The 19,115-nt window shown below is 63.3% G+C and carries 15 protein-coding genes and 2 pseudogenes; 12 read left to right on the top strand and 5 right to left on the bottom strand.

The genetic code is table 11. The features are described from left to right. Window position 1 precedes the first annotated feature (1 nt). Window positions 2–2,230 carry an EAL domain-containing protein gene (locus tag EOD29_RS09900; protein WP_127246576.1) on the bottom strand — a complete coding sequence of 743 codons (2,229 nt, stop codon included), beginning with the start codon at window positions 2,228–2,230 and terminating at the stop codon, window positions 2–4. A gap of 122 nt (window positions 2,231–2,352) precedes the next feature. Here EOD29_RS09900 and xseA point away from each other — a divergent pair, with 122 nt between their 5' ends. Beyond that, entirely contained in the window at window positions 2,353–3,918 is a 1,566-nt protein-coding gene (gene xseA / locus EOD29_RS09905; protein ID WP_127246577.1) for an exodeoxyribonuclease VII large subunit, read from the top strand. A gap of 1 nt (window position 3,919) precedes the next feature. Beyond that, the gene (locus EOD29_RS09910; protein WP_127246578.1) at window positions 3,920–5,038 is read left to right on the top strand and encodes a P1 family peptidase; all 1,119 of its coding nucleotides are present in this window, start codon (window positions 3,920–3,922) and stop codon (window positions 5,036–5,038) included. 44 nt (window positions 5,039–5,082) lie between these two features. On the opposite strand, the gene EOD29_RS09915 is transcribed toward EOD29_RS09910, so the two are convergent. Then, window positions 5,083–5,337 carry a DUF768 domain-containing protein gene (locus EOD29_RS09915; protein WP_067327302.1) on the bottom strand — a complete coding sequence of 85 codons (255 nt, stop codon included), beginning with the start codon at window positions 5,335–5,337 and terminating at the stop codon, window positions 5,083–5,085. A gap of 483 nt (window positions 5,338–5,820) precedes the next feature. Between EOD29_RS09915 and EOD29_RS37075 the strand changes: the two are divergent. Continuing rightward, window positions 5,821–6,095 (top strand): annotated as a pseudogene (locus EOD29_RS37075) (ABC transporter ATP-binding protein); the annotation flags it as partial. A 398-nt stretch (window positions 6,096–6,493) separates the two neighbouring features. Here the strand turns inward: EOD29_RS37075 and EOD29_RS09925 are convergent. Continuing rightward, complete coding sequence (locus EOD29_RS09925; protein WP_127246579.1) at window positions 6,494–7,030, bottom strand: cytochrome b/b6 domain-containing protein; 537 nt, start codon at window positions 7,028–7,030, stop codon at window positions 6,494–6,496. Between the two features lie 147 nt (window positions 7,031–7,177). Beyond that, window positions 7,178–8,014: a universal stress protein gene (locus tag EOD29_RS09930; protein WP_127246580.1), complete on the bottom strand. Its 837-nt coding sequence runs from the start codon at window positions 8,012–8,014 to the stop codon at window positions 7,178–7,180. Window positions 8,015–8,198: 184 nt separating this feature from the next. Here EOD29_RS09930 and EOD29_RS09935 point away from each other — a divergent pair, with 184 nt between their 5' ends. Both EOD29_RS09935 and EOD29_RS09940 read left to right on the top strand, forming a co-directional pair. Next, a complete protein-coding gene (locus tag EOD29_RS09935; RefSeq protein ID WP_127246637.1) occupies window positions 8,199–8,579 on the top strand; it encodes a c-type cytochrome in 381 nt (126 codons plus the stop codon). A gap of 59 nt (window positions 8,580–8,638) precedes the next feature. Beyond that, window positions 8,639–10,195: a bifunctional aminoglycoside phosphotransferase/ATP-binding protein gene (locus tag EOD29_RS09940; protein WP_127246581.1), complete on the top strand. Its 1,557-nt coding sequence runs from the start codon at window positions 8,639–8,641 to the stop codon at window positions 10,193–10,195. A 15-nt stretch (window positions 10,196–10,210) separates the two neighbouring features. On the opposite strand, the gene EOD29_RS09945 is transcribed toward EOD29_RS09940, so the two are convergent. Further along, window positions 10,211–12,892: a bifunctional acetate--CoA ligase family protein/GNAT family N-acetyltransferase gene (locus EOD29_RS09945; protein ID WP_127246582.1), complete on the bottom strand. Its 2,682-nt coding sequence runs from the start codon at window positions 12,890–12,892 to the stop codon at window positions 10,211–10,213. A 150-nt stretch (window positions 12,893–13,042) separates the two neighbouring features. On the opposite strand from EOD29_RS09945, the gene EOD29_RS09950 reads away from it, so the two are divergent. From EOD29_RS09950 to EOD29_RS09985, 7 genes and pseudogenes are all read left to right on the top strand, one after another. Next, window positions 13,043–13,429, top strand: coding sequence for a DUF302 domain-containing protein (locus EOD29_RS09950; RefSeq protein ID WP_127246583.1), 387 nt, complete (start codon window positions 13,043–13,045; stop codon window positions 13,427–13,429). An 11-nt stretch (window positions 13,430–13,440) separates the two neighbouring features. Then, a pseudogene (locus tag EOD29_RS09955) lies at window positions 13,441–15,317 on the top strand (heavy metal translocating P-type ATPase). After that, complete coding sequence (gene trxC, locus EOD29_RS09960; RefSeq protein ID WP_127246584.1) at window positions 15,314–15,763, top strand: thioredoxin TrxC; 450 nt, start codon at window positions 15,314–15,316, stop codon at window positions 15,761–15,763. Before EOD29_RS09955 ends, trxC begins: the two are co-directional and overlap by 4 nt. Window positions 15,764–15,848: 85 nt before the next feature. Further along, entirely contained in the window at window positions 15,849–16,235 is a 387-nt protein-coding gene (locus tag EOD29_RS09965) for a hypothetical protein (protein WP_127246585.1), read from the top strand. A 26-nt stretch (window positions 16,236–16,261) separates the two neighbouring features. Continuing rightward, window positions 16,262–16,852 (top strand): NAD(P)H-dependent oxidoreductase, encoded by a 591-nt coding sequence (locus EOD29_RS09970; RefSeq protein WP_127246586.1) that lies wholly within the window; start codon window positions 16,262–16,264, stop codon window positions 16,850–16,852. A 316-nt stretch (window positions 16,853–17,168) separates the two neighbouring features. Next, window positions 17,169–17,816 carry a helix-turn-helix domain-containing protein gene (locus tag EOD29_RS09980; RefSeq protein ID WP_127246638.1) on the top strand — a complete coding sequence of 216 codons (648 nt, stop codon included), beginning with the start codon at window positions 17,169–17,171 and terminating at the stop codon, window positions 17,814–17,816. A gap of 288 nt (window positions 17,817–18,104) precedes the next feature. Beyond that, window positions 18,105–19,061 carry a helix-turn-helix domain-containing protein gene (locus EOD29_RS09985; RefSeq protein ID WP_127246587.1) on the top strand — a complete coding sequence of 319 codons (957 nt, stop codon included), beginning with the start codon at window positions 18,105–18,107 and terminating at the stop codon, window positions 19,059–19,061. Window positions 19,062–19,115: the final 54 nt, after the last annotated feature.

Below are 19,115 nucleotides of genomic sequence, written 5' to 3' on the forward strand. Positions count from 1 at the left end.
TTCAGGCGCGAGCGGCGGCGGGCTGAATCTCGTCCGGCGAAGCTAGGCCAGAAAGGCCGAGCAGTTGGACCGGCTCAAGCGGCGGCGACAAGAAATAGCCCTGGAGTTGCCGGCAGCCCATTGCGACCAGCAGCATCTTCTGCGCCTCGGTCTCCACGCCCTCGGCGGTGACGTCGACCCCGAGCGCCATGGCAAGATCGATCAGGGCCTTGACGATCGCGGCCGAGTTGCCGTCGCCATCGAGAAGCCGCACGAAGGAGCGGTCTATCTTGAGCTTATCGATGGCGTGGCGACGCAAGTAACTGAGCGATGAATAGCCGGTCCCGAAATCGTCCAGAACGATGCCGACGCCCAACTGCCGCAAGGTGGTCAGAGCCGCCCTCGAAGTATCGCTGTTGTCCAGAAGCACGCTTTCGGTGATCTCGAACTGCAGGCGCTGCGGCGCCAGCCCAGTGTCGGCAAGGATCGACGCGACCTGTTCGGGAAAGCCGGCGTCGCGCAACTGCAGCGGCGATACGTTAACGGCGAGCCACGGCAGGTCGGTTCGCACGGCGAAGCGGCAGGCCTCCTGCAGCACCCACGCGCCGAGTTGGCCGATCATGCCGCGCTCTTCGGCGATGGCGATGAATTGCGCCGCCGGCAATGCGCCATGCACGTCATGCCCCCAGCGGATCAGCGCCTCCGCGCCGAGGATCGTCTTGCCGTTCGCCGCGAACACCGGCTGGTAGGCGAGCCTGATGCCGGAGCCGCCGTCGAGAGCCTTGCGAAGCTCGGTCTCGACTGTGCGCTTGCGCAAGAGCAGGTCGTCCATGTCGCCGGCGAAGACCTGGTGCCGGCCCCGGCCGTTCTTCTTGGCTTCGTAAAGCGCGATGTCGGCCTTGCGCAGCAGATCGTCGGCATCCGTTTCGCCGCCGTCCGATAGCGCGATGCCGATCGAGGCGCTGACGAAGACCTGATCTTCCATGAGCTTGAACGGTTCCTGCAACTTCTGCAGCAGCCGCTCGGCGATATCCTCGGCGGCACGGATATCGCGGATGTCGACGAGGATCAGCGCGAACTCGTCGCCGCCCAGCCGCGCCACGGTGTCCACCTCGCGAACGGTGTGCTGGAGCCTGGCCGCTGTCTGACGCACAAGCTCATCGCCCGCCGGATGGCCGAGCGTGTCATTGATGTGCTTGAAGCGGTCGAGATCGAGATAAAGCAGCGCCACCCTTCCCATCTCGTGAACCGCCATATCCTGGCTGGCCCTGAGCAGGGCCCGACGCAAGCGGTCCTCGAACAAAGCCCGGTTGGGTAGGCCGGTGAGCGTGTCGTGGAATGCGAGATATTGCGCCTCGTCCTGGCTTGTCTGCAGCGCGGACGAGGCGCGGCGGAGCCTGCGCAGCAGAAACGCGAGAACGCCGGCCGCGACAAGCAGCGCCAAGGCCAGCGCCGGGGCCATCTTGCGCACCAGCGTGAGACCTGGCCGTTCCTGGTCCCAGCCGACATAACCGAGGATGATACCGCGGGAATCGACCAGAGGCACCGCAGCGGCTCCGACCGATTGCGACAGCGGCACGAGACGCGCGCCGTCGAGCAGATATTTTTTGGCGATCTTGCCGATGACCGCGTCGTTGATGAACTCCACCGAAACGTGCAGATATTCGGTGCCGGGCGCCTGCGTGACCCGGTCCGTACTCGGCACCAGCGCCATGACGCTCAGGATCGCCGGTTTTCCCTGGAGCGACACAAGGTCCTCCGCTACCATCTTGGCCGGCTGGCCGGAAGCGTCCGCCTTCTGTGGCTCAGCCAACATGCGGCGCAGCTTCTCTATGGATGGCTGCAAGGCAGGCTCGTCATCGCCATAGGCGGACGCATCGACCACCTTACCTTCCTGCATGGCATGGACCGGACGATTGGCGGCATCGAGAATGTAGGCCCGGTTGTGACCGTAATAGGTATACATCCAGACGCTGAGGTTCTCCTCGATCCAGGTCCAATTGCCGGCCCTGACATTGGCGACCGCGTCGTCCCAGACCGCAACGCTTTCCTGTTCACGCTGAACAGACGCAATCTGGTCCTTCAAACCCTCGTCGATGAATATCTTCTGCCGTTCGAGCGAGGCGTTGTCAGCCTGGGCCGCCGCGTAGAAACCGAAGCCGACGACCATGGCCAGCGCGAAGACCGCCAACGTCAGCACGGTCAGCGTCACTTGATGCGTCAAAGGTCTGGTGTTGGCGGTTGCGCTCATGTGTTTCCGGCTGGCTCTTGCTACCGCCAGTCAAAGCAAATCGGGCTTAAGATCGCGTTATAATATTAGCGAGATTTCAGCTCTGCCTTGACGCCGCCCGATAAGCGTTCCCCAATCAGAGCATGAGCGAAGCAGCAACCGAATCACGCAGCAATGCCACCGAATATACGGTGAGCGAGATTTCCGGCGCGTTGAAGCGCACGGTCGAGGATGCTTTCGGCAATGTGCGGGTGCGCGGCGAGATTTCCGGCTACCGCGGCCCGCATTCCTCCGGACACGCCTATTTCGCGCTGAAGGACGACCGTGCGCGGATCGAGGCCGTGGTCTGGAAGACCACGATGGCGCGGCTGAAATTCCGCCCCGAGGAAGGGATGGAAGTGATCGCCAGCGGCAGGCTGACGACCTATCCCGGAAAATCCAACTACCAGATCGTCATCGACAATCTGGAGCCGGCCGGCGCCGGCGCGCTGATGGCGCTGCTGGAAGAGCGCAAGCGGCGGCTGCAGGCCGAAGGCCTGTTCGATGCCGGCCGCAAGCGGCGCTTACCATTCATGCCGCGCGTCATCGGCGTCATCACCTCGCCCACGGGCTCGGTGATCCGCGACATCATCCATCGCATCAAGGACCGTTTTCCGCTCACTGTGCTGGTGTGGCCGGTCCGGGTCCAGGGCGACACGACCGCAAAGGAAGTGACCGCAGCCGTCAACGGCTTCAACGCACTGACCTGGGACGGCGCAATCCGCCAGCCCGATCTCCTGATCGTGGCGCGCGGCGGCGGCAGCCTCGAGGACCTTTGGGGTTTCAACGACGAAGGGCTGGCGCGCGCCGTCGCCGCCTCGCGCATTCCGATCATCTCGGCCGTCGGACACGAGACCGATTGGACGTTGGTCGATTTCGTCGCCGATATGCGGGCGCCGACGCCGACTGGCGCCGCCGAGATGGCAGTGCCGGTCAAGGCGGAGCTCGAAGCGACACTGGCAAATCTCGGCGCGCGGCTTAGTGCCTGCACCTCGCGGCACCTGGATCGCAAGCGCCAGGCGGTGCGCGCCGCGGCGCGGGCGCTCCCCTCACCCGACCAGCTGCTGGCGTTGCCGCGCAGGCGCTTCGACGAGGCGACGAGCCGGCTCGGCCGCGGGCTGACGGTGAGCATCGAACGCAAGCGCGCAAGGCTGGAACGGCAGCGGCTGACGCCGGCCACCTTGTCGCGCCGCCTCAATGAGACGCGCAGGCTGACAGGCCGCGACATCGCTCGCGCGCGGGCCGCGTTCTTCGCAATTGTGCGGCAAAGCCGGGCGCGCTTTCAGCGCAACTCGGCAAGGCTGTCGCCGGCGCCGGTCGTCAGGCGCCAGAAGCTGCAGGCCGACACGCTGGCCGGACTGACCCGCCGCCAAGAGCAGGCGATGGCGCGGCGGCTTGACCGCCTGCGTGCCGCTCTTACCCAGGCCGACCGGCTGCTCACCACGCTGTCGCACAAGGCCGTGCTGGCGCGCGGCTTCGCGCTGGTCAAGAACGCCGATGGGACCGTCGTCAAGCGCGTCGCGGAGCTGGCGCCGGGTGCGGCGCTGCAGCTGGAGTTCGCCGACGGCAATGCAGAGGCCATCGCCACCAGCGGCGGCGCGCGGCCGAAGTTGGCCGCCAAGCCCTCGGGCAAGGCCAAGGAGCCGGGCAACCAGGGCTCGTTGTTCTGAAATGAGCAGGAGCGACCCGCATCTGCGCACGCCGTCGGGCAAGCCGCGCCTGCGCTCGTTCAACATCGCACTGGACGGCACGCCCGGCCGCTTCAACGCCATCACCGACGTGCCGGGCGTCGCGGTCGGCTATACGACGCTGATTGCCGGCGGGGGCCCGCTGCAAGTCGGGATAGGACCGGTGCGCACCGGCGTGACTGCGATCCTGCCGAGACCTGTGGGCGAACTGGCGACGCCGGTGTTTGCCGGCGTGTTCAGCCAGAACGGCAATGGCGAGCTGACCGGCACGCATATCATCGAGGAGACCGGCGCCTTCAACCTGCCGGTTACCATCACCAACACCCATTCCTGCGGCCTTACCCGCGACGGAGCGCTACGCTGGATGAGCCGGATGCTGCCGGCGGCGCTCGACAGCGCCTGGGGCCTGCCGGTGGCGGCGGAGACCTATGACGGCTTCCTCAACGACATCAACGGCCACCATGTGAGCTTCGAGCATGTCGCCTCGGCGCTCGACGGCGCGAAGGACGGCGCGATTGAGGAAGGCAGCGTCGGCGGCGGCACCGGCATGATCTCGTTCGGCTTCAAGGCCGGGTCAGGCACCGCCTCGCGAATCGTCGAATGGCAGGACAGAAGCTACACGCTCGGCGTGTTCGTGCAGGCGAATTTCGGCAAGCGGCGCAACTTCACCATTCGCGGCCGGCATGTCGGGCCGGAACTCGCCGAGCCGGCGATCCGCGAAGGCACGCCGCGCGCCGAAAAGGGCTCGATCATCGCCGCCGTCGCCACCGATGCGCCATTCCTGCCGCACCAGATGAAGCGCCTCGCCAGGCGCGTGCCGCTCGGCATCGCCCTGACCGGCGGCTACGGCTACCACAGTTCGGGCGATATCTTTCTTGCCTTCTCGACCGCCAATCCCGAGGCCGCGCTGGCGGCTTCAGGCCGCGTCGCCCGCGCGGAGTTCATTCCGGATGTCGATATCGACCCGTTCTTCGATGCTGTGGTGCAAGGGGTGGAGGAGGCGATCCTCAACGCGCTCGTCGCCAATGAGGACATGACCGGGCGCGACGGCAATTTCGTGCCGGCGCTGCCAAAGGCGTGGCTGAAGGACAATTTCGGCTAAGCCGGACGCCCGGCTGAGGTCAGACAAACCGCGCGCACGGTATCTTATTCGGACGGCTTGTCCGACGTCGTCTGTTGCTCGCTCTCCTCGGCGACTTCCTCAAGGCGCGAAGCGATCAGTTCCTGGATGTCGCCGACCTCTTCCTGGATGTCTTCCAGAAGGATGCCTTCCTCGGCGGCCTTGGCGCAGCACTCCTTGGCGAGAGTTTCGGCCTGCTCGTCGATCTTCACCGGCGAATGCTGGCATTGGACCTTTTCGCCAATCCATCCGCGCAAGAACTCGATCGCATGTTCACTCATACTGCTTTTCCCTAGCGGCAATGCCGGTTGGTAGTCATGAACGCTCGCGTCCCGCCACGGGACGCAGGCCCATTCGAGCCGAGTCGGCCCCTGCCGGCAAGACGTCTTGCCAATGGGACAAGATGCCTTGCCCATGGGACAAGATGTCTTGCCCAGGGTCCGCGCAGCCGAAGGACTGGAAAGGTTCGAGGGACACGTTCAGATTGTTGAGGATGATGCTTTGGCCAGGACCGTCAAAGATCCGCTCTGTTGTTTTTACTTGCTTTCTTCCGGTTTTTCAGACCGATTTCCGTCACAACACCACGCATTTACGGCGATCTCGCAGGCGCAGCCAAGGTGCGAGAAACCGAAAGCCGCCGCTATATAGTGATATCCCCATACAATGTCGACTCTGATCGTCGTGCCTGCTTCTTTCCGCCGCGTCAGGCAGGTGGCGGACAGCCTTCGGGGAAAGGTCTCGGCACCCCTGCTGCGCATCTGGGCATGACGCTGCGCCATACTTGGCAGGTGGCGATGACCATCGCCTCGACTTTCGTTGCCGCGACGCTGCAGCTTCTCATTCCACATTCGTTGCGGCGCGCCATCGACCAGGCGCAGGGCGTGATGGTTGCGGGCGGCGGGACGGCTGCCGAACAGGCGCTTCGGAACACGGCCCTGACACTGCTCGCAGTCAGTGTCGTGCAGGTCTTTTCACGATGGCGCAGAACGAGGCCGTCGGCCATCAGACCGGCTATGAGAGGCGCCTGGCCTTCTGCGAGGTGCGCGGGCTGCTCAGCCTGAGCTGCCCTTCGTCGCCCGGCGATGCTTCGTCACCCAATAGAGGATTGGGACGCGGCGGCCGGAAGCGCGACGTGACCGCCAGGAATCGATGGTACCGTTGGCTGGGATCGCTATGCTGCCGATGATATTGTTTTCGTTCAGTTTTTTCTATTGTGGCAGCTCATTTGTATCACAATAGGTAGCACAAATTGTATCACAAATTACCTGCCTGCGGTGCCCGAGGCCGGCGCTATATAATGGCATCCTCACGTGATGTCGATTCACCTTGCCACCCTGCTTCCTTAAGTCGCCCCCAAGAGCGGGTTCGCCACGGCCTGCAACTGCCTCCTAGTGATGGCGAACCAAAATGCGATGAAAGAGATTAGGCGATCGCGAGTTATCGATGATCTCCCGTCAAATCGGACGGCGCCATGGGATTCATACGCTCGAGCGTCCCGTCTTTCAAAATGAATTGATGCCAGAGCGCGATCAGCGCGTGCAGGCCCGCGAGCCAAAGGATCAGCGTTCCGCCAGTCTCGTGCAAATCGGCGATCTCTCCTGGAGCGCCCTGCACTGACGCCGCCAGGCTCGGCAGATCGAAACCAAGAAAGGAGACCGGAACGCCGAGCCGAGAAGCGGCGTACCAACCGCTCAGCGGCAGCGCAATGAGGAGAAGGTAAAGGAGGCTGTGTCCGACACGCGCCGCGAGGTCGAGCCATTGTTTCTGCGGATCTTCGACCCAGGGCGCGGCGCCCAGCCATCGGGCCAGTAGACGAGGAATGACCAACAGCAACACGGCAAGCCCTACTGTAAAGTGAACGTAGGAGGGATCGGTCCGCGCGTGTCGGCCCCCTACGGCCGTGAACCACGCGACCACCACGAGCACCGCCGTCAGCCAATGAATTGCGATCGTGATCTGCGAATAGCGATGCATCAGAGATTCCCTTGAGGTCGTGGCTCTCGCAATCGCGCGAGCGCCGATATGTTCCAGATAGCTCCTCCGCCGATGCCGAGACAACATATAGGTCACTCGGACAGCGAAACATGAGGATTCGAATTCGCCTCTCGCTGGACATAGCTTTCAATGAGTCATGATGATCGGCAGCCCCGGGTCCTCGATCATCGATCTGGTCACGCCGCCGAAAATCCTCTCGCGCAGCCGGGAATGGCCGTAGGCCCCGATGACCATGAGCTCGGCGCCAGTGTCGACGGCATGTTGGCGCAGAACATCGGCGATCGAGTGATTTGAACTCGGCAGTCGGTCCACAGTTACCTTCACTCCATGACGGGAGAGATAAGTCGCCACGTCCGCGCCGGGCTCCGCGCCGTGATGCCGTTCGTCCTCGATGGGGTCAACCATGACGACCCGCACCTCATCGGCACCTGAAAGGAGATCGAGCGACTCGCGCACGGCGCGCGACGCTTCCAAGCTGGCGTCCCATGCGACGAGGACGCGTTTCGGCTTCAACGTCGCAGTCGCCCCTTTGGGGACAAGCAGAAGTGGCCGCCCGGACGAAAATAGCGCGCCCTCGATGACTTTGTCCTTGAGCGTTTGGCTCGTTAGCAAATCTGGCCCAAGGACAGTTAGATCGGCGTAACGCGCGCGCCGGCCAATGACCTCATCTGCCCAGGCATGGTCCGGGTAGTCGTCGCTCAGATCCGTCGATACTGGGCTCCCCGACAGCAATTTGGAAACGGCCGAATTCCGCTTCTCCAGCATTTCCATTTCGGCTTCCCGCTCCGCGAGCCAAGCCGGCGAAACCACCTCGGCATATGCTCCGCCAGAGGGGGGCGCCGCGATCACCAGAACAAGCACCGAGAGATGGGCATTGATTTCTTCGCACAGGCCCGTGGCAAGCTTCAGATCGTCGTCTCCCTGATCGGCCCCTGTAACCGTGAGCAATGTCTTGAATGGCATAGCGGCGACTCCTTGTTCGAGAAGTTCATGGAGGACATAGCCGTAGCCAAGTGTTCGGAAGCGTTCCTTGCGCTAGATCAAAGTGATGCCGTCTCGAGATTGATCCCGATCAACGTCTGTGCGCGCGGAACGCCTTAGCCTGACCCAAATGCTGGAGGCGGATCAAATGAGACTCGGGATGACGATGGGTTTCTTCGCGTTGACGCTGACCGCTGCGGCGGCACAGCAGATGAGCAATGGAGAGCAGGAATATCTGAACTCCTGCGCCGTCTGCCACGGCGCGGACGGCAGGGGTGACGGACCGATGGCCGACGTATTGCGCAAGCGCCCTGCGGATTTGACCACGCTCGCGAAGCGCAACGGCGGGGAGTTCCCCTACTGGCGGGTCTACGCGACGATCGACGGCCGCGGCCTCGTGCCCGAGCATGGCGAGCGCGACATGCCGATCTGGGGCAATCAATTCCTACCCGACGACGTGAAGAAATACGGCCCCTACGGTGGGGAGGCCGTCACCACGGAACGCATTCAAAACCTCGCCGGTTACGTCATGACGCTCCAGCGCTAGCACGACATGTGGAGCTGGCGAGCCGAAGGATAAGGCAACCAAAGTCAAGGCGACATGCGATGATCGTTCTGAACCAAGACGCCGTGGTCGACATGCTGAAAGACCCCGCAACTTATGGCGAGACAGGTCCGGTCGAGACGATCGAAACCCACATCTCCCGGATATTCCTTGTCGGCCAACGCGCATTCAAGATGAAGCGCGCGGTGAACCTGCCCTATGTCGATTTCTCGACGCCGGCGTTGCGGGTCACCGCGTGCGAAAAGGAAGTGGAGTTGAACTCCAGCACGGCTCCCGGTCTCTATCTCGGTGTCCACCGCATCACGCGCCAAGGAGATAGGCTTGCCCTGGATGGATCGGGCGAACTGGTCGACGCCGTTATCGAGATGGTTCGCTTCGATCAGTCGAACTTCCTCGATCGCATGGGCACTGCCGGGACGTTGACCCCCGCGTTGATGACGGGCGTGGCACGCATGATTGCGCAATACCACCGCGGCGTCGACGTGATCCATGCCGCCGGCGGATCGGCGAACATAGGCGGCGTGCTTGAAATCAATTCGGCCGGATTTGCGACAAGCCACGTGTTCGATGAAACGGAGATTGAAGCGCTCAACGCGGCGTTTCGCGCCGCCCTCGCCCGCCATGCCGGCCTGCTTGACCGGCGTGAGGCGGCGGGCCGGGTCCGCCGCTGCCATGGCGACCTGCATCTGCGCAACATCTGCGTCTTCGACGGCGAGCCTCGCCTGTTCGATTGCATCGAGTTCAACGATCAGATCGCCACCGTCGATGTCCTCTACGATCTCGCATTCCTGCTGATGGACCTGTGGCATCGCGGTTTTCCGGAGTTCGCCAATCTGGTGATGAATCGCTACCTCGACGAGGCCGACGACGAGGATGGCTTCATCCTGCTGCCGTTCTTGATGGCGGTGCGGGCGGCGGTGCGCGCTCACGTGACCGCGACGCAGGTCGAGGAGGGCAGCCAGGACTCGACGAAGCTGGTCGCCGAAGCGCGCTCCTATTTCCAACTGGCGCACGACCTGCTTGCCGAAACACCGCCCCGGCTCGTCGCGATCGGCGGTCTGAGCGGCTCAGGCAAGACGACGATCGCCGAAGCGCTTGCACCGCGGATCGGCGCGCCGCCTGGCGCCCGGATCGTGGAGAGCGACCGCATCCGCAAGGCCATGCATGGCGTGCCCGCCGAAACGAAGCTGCCAGACAAGGCCTATCGGCCCGGCGTGTCGGAACGGGTCTATCGCCAGATCGCCTGGCGTTCGGAGTTGATCCTGGCAGAAGGAGGCACCGTGGTCGCCGACGCCGTATTCGACAAACCGGCGGATCGCGACAGGATCGAGCGCGCCGCGAGCGAGGCGAATGCTCCGTTTGCGGGATTTTGGCTGGCGGCCGATCCGTCCGTGCTTTGGCGCCGGGTCAGCGAGCGCAAGGGCGGCCCGTCGGATGCCACGGTCGACATCCTGTCGCGGCAATTGCAGCGTGATGCCGGTGCATCGACGTGGCGCAAGATCGAGGCGGACCGCAAGGTGGCCGAAATCACAGCCGAGATGGTGGCGTTGATCGAAGGCACGGCTTCAACGGCAGACAGCCTCAGAAAGACAGGATGAAATAGACACTGCCGCCTAGCCGACCTCCAGCGTCGCTAGGGACAGGCCCGGCTCGTCGGCGTGATGTGCAACCGAGAAGCCGAACTCCCGGCACATTTTGAGCATCTTGCTATTTTCATTGAGGACTGTGCCCTCGATGCGGGCGATGCCTTCCGCCCTGGCATAGGCGATGAGCTGTTTCAGCAAGTCCCATCCCAGGCCATGGCCCTGCAGATCCGACCGCACCAGCAAGGCATATTCGCCGGTCCTGTGATCGGGGTCGCAGGAAAGCCGACCGATTCCGGCCAGCGCTCCGGTGTCCTTTTCCAGCGCGACGAAGGCGATATCGCGATCGTAATCCAGCTGGGTGAGCCGCTTCAGCATCTGATCCGGAAAGTTTTTCCGGAGTGACAGGAACCGTAACCGCAGGTCATCGGGCGAAATCTTGGCCAGGAACGCGGGATAGAGCGCTACGTCCGCCGGCATGATCGGTCGGATGTGGAAGGAGAGGCCGTCGGAGTGAAAATCGCGGCTCCATCCCGACGGATAGGGTCTTATCACAAGAGCCGGATTCGGCGCCGCTTCATCCAGCCGGCGCGGGTCGATTTCGATGCGGGCGTCGAGCGCAATCACACCCTCTGCGTCTGCCAGCAGCGGGTTGATGTCGAGGGACACCAGGCACGGAAAGTCGACGATCATTTGCGACAGGCCGTTCAGCGCGGCGATAATCGCGGCTCGATCGGCTGGCCTGCGATCGCGATAGCCGGCAAGCAGGCGGCCTATCCTGGTCGCATCGATCGCGTCCGCCGCCAACACGTCGTCAAGCGGCGGCAGAGCGATCGCGGTGTCGTTCACAACCTCGACAGCTGTGCCGCCGGCCCCGAACAGGATGACCGGCCCGAACATCGGGTCCACGCTCATGCCCAAAATGAGTTCCTGCGCATGCTTGCGCGCGACCATTGCTTGCACGGTGTAGCCGTCCGGCTTCGACCCCGCCGCCTTTGCGCGCAAGCGTGTCTCGATCGACCGCGCGGCCTCCGCGGCCTTCTCTGGAGTGGCAATGTCGAGAACCACGCCACCAACGTCCGACTTGTGTGAGACCACCTTCGACAGCAATTTGACGACCACTCTCTCCGAGCTTTCGAGAAGCTCGCCAGCCGCCTGCGTCACTTCCGCGACGGACCCGGCGACAATGGTTCGCGGCACCGGAATCCCGTAGGCGGCGATCGCCGCTTTTGCTTCCGGCTCTGTCAGCATGCGCCGCCCTTCGCTGGCCACCTGCCGGAAAATCGCATGCGCGGCGGCCTTGCCGTCGACCCGGTCATCACCCTGGCTCGAGGGCGTCCGCAGGAGCGCCCGCTGAGCCTGCGACCATTCGCTGAGATAGGACGCCGCGACCGCGGCGTCCTCTGGCGTCTCGAAGCAGGCGATACCGGCTTCCGTCAGGACGCGCCTGCCCTCTCGCGCGGTATGTTCGCCAAGCCAGCACGCAAGGAGCGGCTTTCCTCCGATCTCGCCCTCGTCGCCAAGCTCGGCCACCTTCCTGGCCGCGTTTGCCGAAGAACCGAGCCCAGTGGGACAGTTCATCACCAGGATGACGTCCGTCCCCGGATCCGCCGCCAAGGCTTCGAGCGCCATCCCGTAGCGCTCCGGCGCCGCGTCCCCCACGATGTCGATCGGGTTCGCATGCGACCAGGTTGGCGGCAGCACATGATCGAGCCGTGTGAGCGTCGAAGGCGCAAGTTCAGCCAGCTCGCCGCCACGATCGACGAGCTTGTCGACGGCAAGAACGCCGGCGCCGCCGCCGTTGGTGACGATGCCGACGCGTGCCCGCTCGAGCGGAGCGTGGCGCGCGATCGTCTCGGCCGCGTCGAGCAGCTCGGCGAGATCATTGATGCGCAGCACCCCTGCCCTGCGCAAGGCGGCGTCCACAATCCTCTCCGCGCCCGAAAGCGCGCCTGTGTGTGTCGCCGCCGCCCTGGCAGCCTGTTCGTGCCGGCCAGGCTTGATTGCGATGACCGGCTTGAGGCGCGCCGCCGCCCGGGCGGCCGACATGAACTTGCGCGGATTGGGTATCGTTTCGAGATACATAACAATGGCTCGCGTGTGGAAATCGCCCGCCAGCATGTCGAGGCAGTCGCCGACGTCCACGTCCGCCATGTCGCCAAGCGAGATGATCCGGGAAAAGCCGACATTGTTCTCGGCCGCCCAGTCAATCAGCGATGTAGCGATCGCGCCGGACTGCGAGATCAGCGCAATGTTCCCCGGTCGAGCCGCCATGTGGGCAAAACTTGCGTTGAGCTTCGCCGGAGGGACCATCAGCCCAACGGTGTTCGGGCCGATGATGCGCATGAACGAGGGTCGGGCGGCATCCAGCATTGCCTGGCGCAGTCCGTTCCCTTGATTGAGCCCCGCCGTGATGACGACGGCCACTCGTGTTCCCTTCTCACCCAGCTCGCGCACGATACCGGGGACGGTGTCGGGAGGGGTAACGATCACTGCCAGATCGGGAATGCCCGGCAGGTCGGCAACCCTGCCGTAGCAACGGTGGCCGGTCACCTGCGAATGTCTTGGATTGACCGGCCAAATCTCTCCCTCGAAACCGCCTTCGACAATGTTGTCAAAGACGACGCGACCGACCGAACCAGCGCGCCCGGTCGCGCCGACCACAGCGACGGATTTTGGTGAGACTGCGTATTCGAGATTTCGGATCGTCATCCCAGGAAAACTCCTTGCCGCCACATTCACTGAAGGCGCCATGCATTCATTGCGCTGGATCAAAGCGTCACCCGCCCCTTGCGGCTAGCTAAAGCGACGCTGCCGCCAGGCTGCTCATCTGGCGAAGGTCATCCGTCGAAGGAGAATCCGATGAGTTACTATTTCAGCAAAAGCCTCGACATGGCGTTCGCCGCGGCCATCGAACATGTCACCAAAAGGCTTGCCGGCAAGGGCTTCGGCATCCTGACGCGGATCGATGTCCAGCATACGATGAAGGTCAAACTGGGCGTCGACTTCAAGCCCTACATGATCCTCGGCGCCTGCAATCCGAATTTCGCATGGCGGGCGCTGCAGGCCGAGGACAAGATCGGCGCAATGCTGCCTTGCAACGTGATTGTCACCGAGATCTCGCCAGGCAAAGTCGAGATTGCCGCAGTCGATCCGGCAGCGGCGATGGGTGCCATCGAAAATCCGGCACTTGCCGCAACAGCAAAGGATGTCCGGTTGTTGCTGCAGGAATTGATCAGCAAACTTTGACGGCTGACGGCATGGACGAATCCGCACTACGGCACGCACTGCTGCTCATCGCCATAACGGGTCTGGCACTTGGGTTGGGCGTGTGGCGGAGCGGTACTGGTCCCCTCTCGCCCGACACAATCTGGACAGCGGCAACCCTGCCGGTCGTTGTCATACTCGCCATCTCCATCTTGCGAGATTTCTGGATCGGCCGCATCGGCGTCGACGCGATCGCACTGGTTTCGATGTCGGCGGCGCTGCTCTTGGGGCAAGCTCTGGCGGCGGTGGTTGTCGCCATCATGTATGCCGGCGGCACGGTGCTGGAAGACTTTGCGCGCGGCAGGGCCGAACGCAATCTCAGGGCGCTGACCGATAGGGCGCCGCGCATCGCGCATCGTAAATCCGCACAGGGCACCGAGACGGTTCCTATCGAGCAAGTGGCGGTCGGCGACGAGCTTCTGGTGCGTGCCGGCGAGTTGCTGCCGGTTGACGGAATCCTGATCGACGCTTCGGCCGTGTTGGATGAATCGACGGTCACCGGCGAGCCCCTGCCGGAGCGTCGCGGCAGCGGCGACGCATTGCGCAGCGGCACGGTCAATGCCGGTGAGGCCTTTGTCATGCGGGCCTCGGCTATTGCCGACAACAGCACTTACGCCGCGATCGTGCGCATGGTCGCGGCCGCGCAAACGGCCAAGGCGCCGTTCATACGTATGGCGGACAGGTTCGCCCTGCTGCTCCTTCCTCTCACGCTCCTGGTCGCCGGTACAGCTGGTATCTTTCGGGTGACCCGGTCCGAGCACTGGCCGTCCTGGTGGTCGCAACACCTTGTCCGCTGATCCTCGCCGCGCCTGTTGCATTCATCGGTGGCGTTTCACGCGCGGCACGCGCCGGCATTCTGATGAAAGGCGGCATGGCGCTGGAGGCACTCGCCGGGATACGCACCGCGATCTTCGACAAGACGGGGACCCTGACCCTCGGCGGCGCCGAGCTGATCGAGATCGATGTCGCCCCGGGCCAGGAAGTCGGTGAATCGCTGCGGCTGCTGGCCTCGCTTGAACAGGCTTCGCATCATGTGCTTGCGGATTCGATTGTCCGCATCGCTCGCCATAGAAACCTGGCGCTGTCCCAGCCTCATGATATCCGCGAATATAGAGGAGAGGGCCTGAGCGGTGAGGTAGACGGGGTTTCGGTCGCGGCAGGGTCGAGGTCGCTCGTCCTTGGTGACAGGCCGCTCCCTCACTGGGCCGAAGGTGGTGAAGCACGACACCGCAATGCGCAGCTGCTCAGGGTGTTTCTGGCTTTCGGAGGAAGGCTCGCCGCTATTTTCACTTTCGGAGATCAGATACGAAATGATGCACGCGACACCCTCGGGGCTTTGCGCTCGGCTGGCGTAAGCCGCATAGTCATGCTGACCGGAGACGACGGCACAGCGGCTCAGAGAGTATCAGATTTGCTCGGTCTTGATGCTGTGATTGCCGATGCGATACCGTCAGCCAAAGTCGAGACTGTCAAGGCCGAGAAGGCGACGGCGCCGACGATGATGGTCGGCGATGGCATCAACGATGCCCCTGCCCTTGCCGCTGCCACCGTGGGCATCGCGATGGGCGCTCGCGGCGGAACAGCTTCATCGGAGGCGGCCGATGTTGTAGTACTGACCGACCGACTGCGGCCTGTCGCGGAAGCGTTGCGGATCGCCAGACGTACGCGCAGAATCGCCCTGCAGAGCATTATCGTCGGCCTGTCACTCTCGGGCGCGGCAATGATCTCTGCCGCCATGGGGCACATAACGCCAGTGGCGGGAGCGCTGCTTCAGGAGGGCATAGACGTCGCCGTCATCCTCAATGCACTGCGTGCCCTTGGCGACGGGCGCTTCGAACACGATCGAGACTGGAGAATTGGGGGGTCATGACGCAGCAGAATCTGGTGGTTTGCACCAAATGCGGCGTGGTCAACCGCCTGCCGCCCAACCGAAATGGCGCCGACGGCCAATGCGGCAAGTGTGGCGCCAGACTGTTTTCGGGATCCCCACAGGATATCGACGCGGTGAACTTCGATCGTCAGATCGGACGCGGCAGCCTGCCTGTCCTCGTCGACGTCTGGGCTCCATGGTGCGGTCCCTGCAAGATGATGGCCCCGGCCTATGAAGCCGCCGCCAAGGCACTCGAACCCCACTTTCGGCTGGTCAAGCTGAATTCCGACAAAGAACAAGCCCTCGCTGCGCGGCTGGGCATTCGCGGCATCCCCACCATGATCCTGTTTCATCACCAGAAGGAAATCGGGCGCGTCTCGGGAGCGATGAGCACCAGCCAGATCGTCAGCTGGGCTCGCGGGAATATGCCGACTGCCAAAAACTGAGCCTCCCGTCGAACCGGGACCCGTTTGACCCTGATCAAGGTCGCCTCCGGCCGCTGCGGTAGGAATGACCTCGAAGGAGTTTGCCATGACCACTTTGCACGACCTCACCCCGAAATTCAAAAACATCCGCCTGCTTCTCGCTCGCGAGAAGGGTCATCCGGAAGGCGACCGCGAAGAAGGCTACGACGTGCTAGCGCCACTCACCGACGAAGGACGGCTGGACGCAGAGGAATGGAAGTCGCACCGGACGGTCTGCCGTGTCCGCCGCTTCCGGACCGGCGAAGACGATCTTGTCGGCCGCTTGCGTCGCAAGCCGAGTGGCCAATGGTATTTCGACTACGCCGAGGGCGACCGCGACGACGAGGTCGGCTTTCACTTCGGAGAGGAGCGCTTCGTTACCGGTGAGTATGTTTCCATAAACCGTAACGGAGCCATGCACACCTATCAGGTCGCTCGCGTCGAGCAACCATAGGGATTCTCTGGGAAGCTGGCCAGGCCATGCCACGCCGCATACTCATTGTCATCGGCCATCCGGACCCGTCGCCTGACCGGCTCTGCCGGGCCTTGGCTTCGGCATATGCCGAAGGCGCGGAAGGGGCCGGCCATGCCGTGCGCAAGATCGACCTGGCCTTGCTGGCGTTTCCGATGCTTCGGACAATGCAGGAGTTCGAGCACGGAACCATCCCAGACAACCTTAAGGAACCGGCGGAGGCGGTCGCGTGGGCAGAGCATGTCGTCTTTGTCTTCCCGCTTTGGCTGGGCACCATGCCGGCCATGCTCAAGGCATTCCTGGAGCAAATCATGCGGCCGGGCACGGCATTCGCCTACCCGGAAATGGGTGAGGGTTTCGCAAAATCCTTGCTGCGCGGCCGCTCCGCGCGCCTGGTCGTGACGATGGGCATGCCCACGCCGATCTATCGGATCTGGTTCCTGAGCCACGGGATTGCCGGCATGCGGCGCGGCATCCTCAACTTCGTCGGTATAAGGCCGGTGCGCGAGACCTTGTTCGGCATGGTCGCGAACGCCAGCGAAGCGAAACGGGCGAGCTGGCTCAAGCATATGCAACGGCTTGGCGAACGCGCGGCCTAGTCAGCCGGCCGATCATGGCCGCAGGACAGCGGCGCCGTTCAACCTGCCCATCCGCAAATCGTCCAGCGCCTTGTTGGCCTGCTCAAGCGTATAGACCTTTGTGCGCGTGCGCACCTGAGTCACCGCGTCACGGCGAGTAAGATTGGCACTGCCACCAATTCTCTTTCTTCCCAGAGAAGTCGGTAGGGCATCGACTGCCTGGATCGACGGGTGCTTCGAACTCAGTTCTAAGTAGTTTCCCGTAGGGACAAAACCGAATTTCGGCGTGGCCGGATCTGCGCGATTGCTGTTGTCACAAATTCACGGGACCACAGCCATGTACGCTCAAGCTTCCGCCAAGATCGAACTCTCGTCATATGTTCCCCATCAGAGCCCGGCACCCGTCTTTGAGGGCGCAACAATGCAGCCGGTCAGCTTCTTCCCGGCAGGCAGCGAGATTTACGCTCAAGGCGAAAAGGCGGGGGCTCTCTACCACGTCGAATTCGGTGCGGTCCGTGTTTATCGTCTGCTCGCCGACGGCCGCAGACAGATCAGCGCATTCCATCTGGCAGGAGAGACTTTCGGCTTCGAAGCCGACGCCACGCACCACTTCTTCGCCGAAGCGATCAACGCAACCGGCGTGCGGGTTTTTCACGCCTCTGCGGGAACCGACATGTCCCGCCAGCTCCTGCCCCTGGCTCTCAAGAGCCTTACCCGCGCGCAAGAGCACCTTCTCGTGCTCGGCCGCCAGAACGCAATCGAGCGCGTTGCTGCATTCCTGGTCGAGATGTCGGAGCGCCAAGGCGGGCTCAGGCAGGTCGAATTGCCGATGTCGCGGGTCGATATCGGCGACTATCTCGGCCTCACGATCGAAACCGTCTCGCGCGTCTTCACCCGCCTGAAGGAGAAAGGCGTGATCCGGCTGCTCAGCCTGCGCAGCGTCGAAATCCTCAAGTGGGATACGCTGCTTGCGATGGGGGAATGATGCCATGCGGCCAGTCGCCCCCGCGCATTACTCTGGACGACAATGAAAGCGAGTTGCGAACTCTGGGTGTCGACTACTTCCCGGCCGGTCCGGTTGAAACCGTCTCGATAACGCCCGGCCATGCAGCGGCCTCGCAGGCCAATAAACACCCATCTCGCGTTTGCCTGCTCCTTCTGTCGGATTGACTGGGGCGCTGATTGCATCAGAAATTGCATCCAGACGGCGCAGCCCTCAACCGGACCGGTTGAGAAAGTCGAGAGGCGGGGCAAACTCTGGGAGGACGAGGATTTGACCGGTCAGCATGCGGACAGAATTCAGGCCGCGATCGCCTCGGACGCGGCGGCAACGTCCGCGCTGGTCGCCTCCTGGCGACGATCTTCCAATTTGCATCGGCTCGATCCAGCCGACCGCAGCCCGGCTCGTTACCTGACGGAGCTGGAACTGGGACGCGCTCGCCAACGGGTCGAACCGCTCATCCGGGCTGCCCAGCCCAGTCTCGACCGGCTCTATCTTGCTGTGGGTGGCGTAGGATGCTGCGTGCTCCTGGCTGACCGCGAGGGCGTGCCGGTCGAACGGCGTGGCGCTCCGGCGGATGACGAGACTTTTCATTCCTGGGGTTTGTGGACCGGTTCTGTCTGGAACGAAGAGAGCCAAGGCACCAACGGGATCGGCACTTGTCTGGTCGAACAGCGGGTGCTGACCATCCATCGCGATCAGCATTTCCACACGCGCAACACAGGTTTGAGCTGCACCACCGCGCCGATTTACGATCACCTGGGTGATCTTGTGGCTGCGCTTGACGTGTCTTCCTGTCGAGCCGATCTGACGGAAGCCTTCGCCAATCTGATTTCGGTGGCCGTGGTCGACGCGGCGCGCCGGATCGAAGCGGAGAATTTCAAGATTGCGTTCCCCAAGGCGCGAATTCTGCTGGCGCCTGTCGGCGACAAAGGTTCCGGAGCGCTGATCGCCGTCGACGCCGACGACCTCGTTGTCGGCGCCACCCGTTCGGCTCGCCTGGCGCTTGGACTTACGCAACAATGTCTCGACAAGCCGATGCCTGCGCGCGATCTGCTCGGTTGGGCGGAGAACCGTCCTGAAGTCCTCGCCGAGGCGGAGCGCAGCGTCCTGCAGCGGGCGCTGGCGCGGGCGGACGGAAATGTCTCGGCCGCTGCCCAGGCGCTTGGCATCAGCCGTGCCACGCTGCACCGCAAGCTCAACCGCCTGGATGTTCACAGGCCTCATTGATCCTTCGAAACCACTCACGACTGTCGCAATTCTGCGACACCTCGCGGCCGCCCG

This window comes from Mesorhizobium sp. M1A.T.Ca.IN.004.03.1.1, assembly GCF_003997555.1.
Classification (GTDB): domain Bacteria; phylum Pseudomonadota; class Alphaproteobacteria; order Rhizobiales; family Rhizobiaceae; genus Mesorhizobium.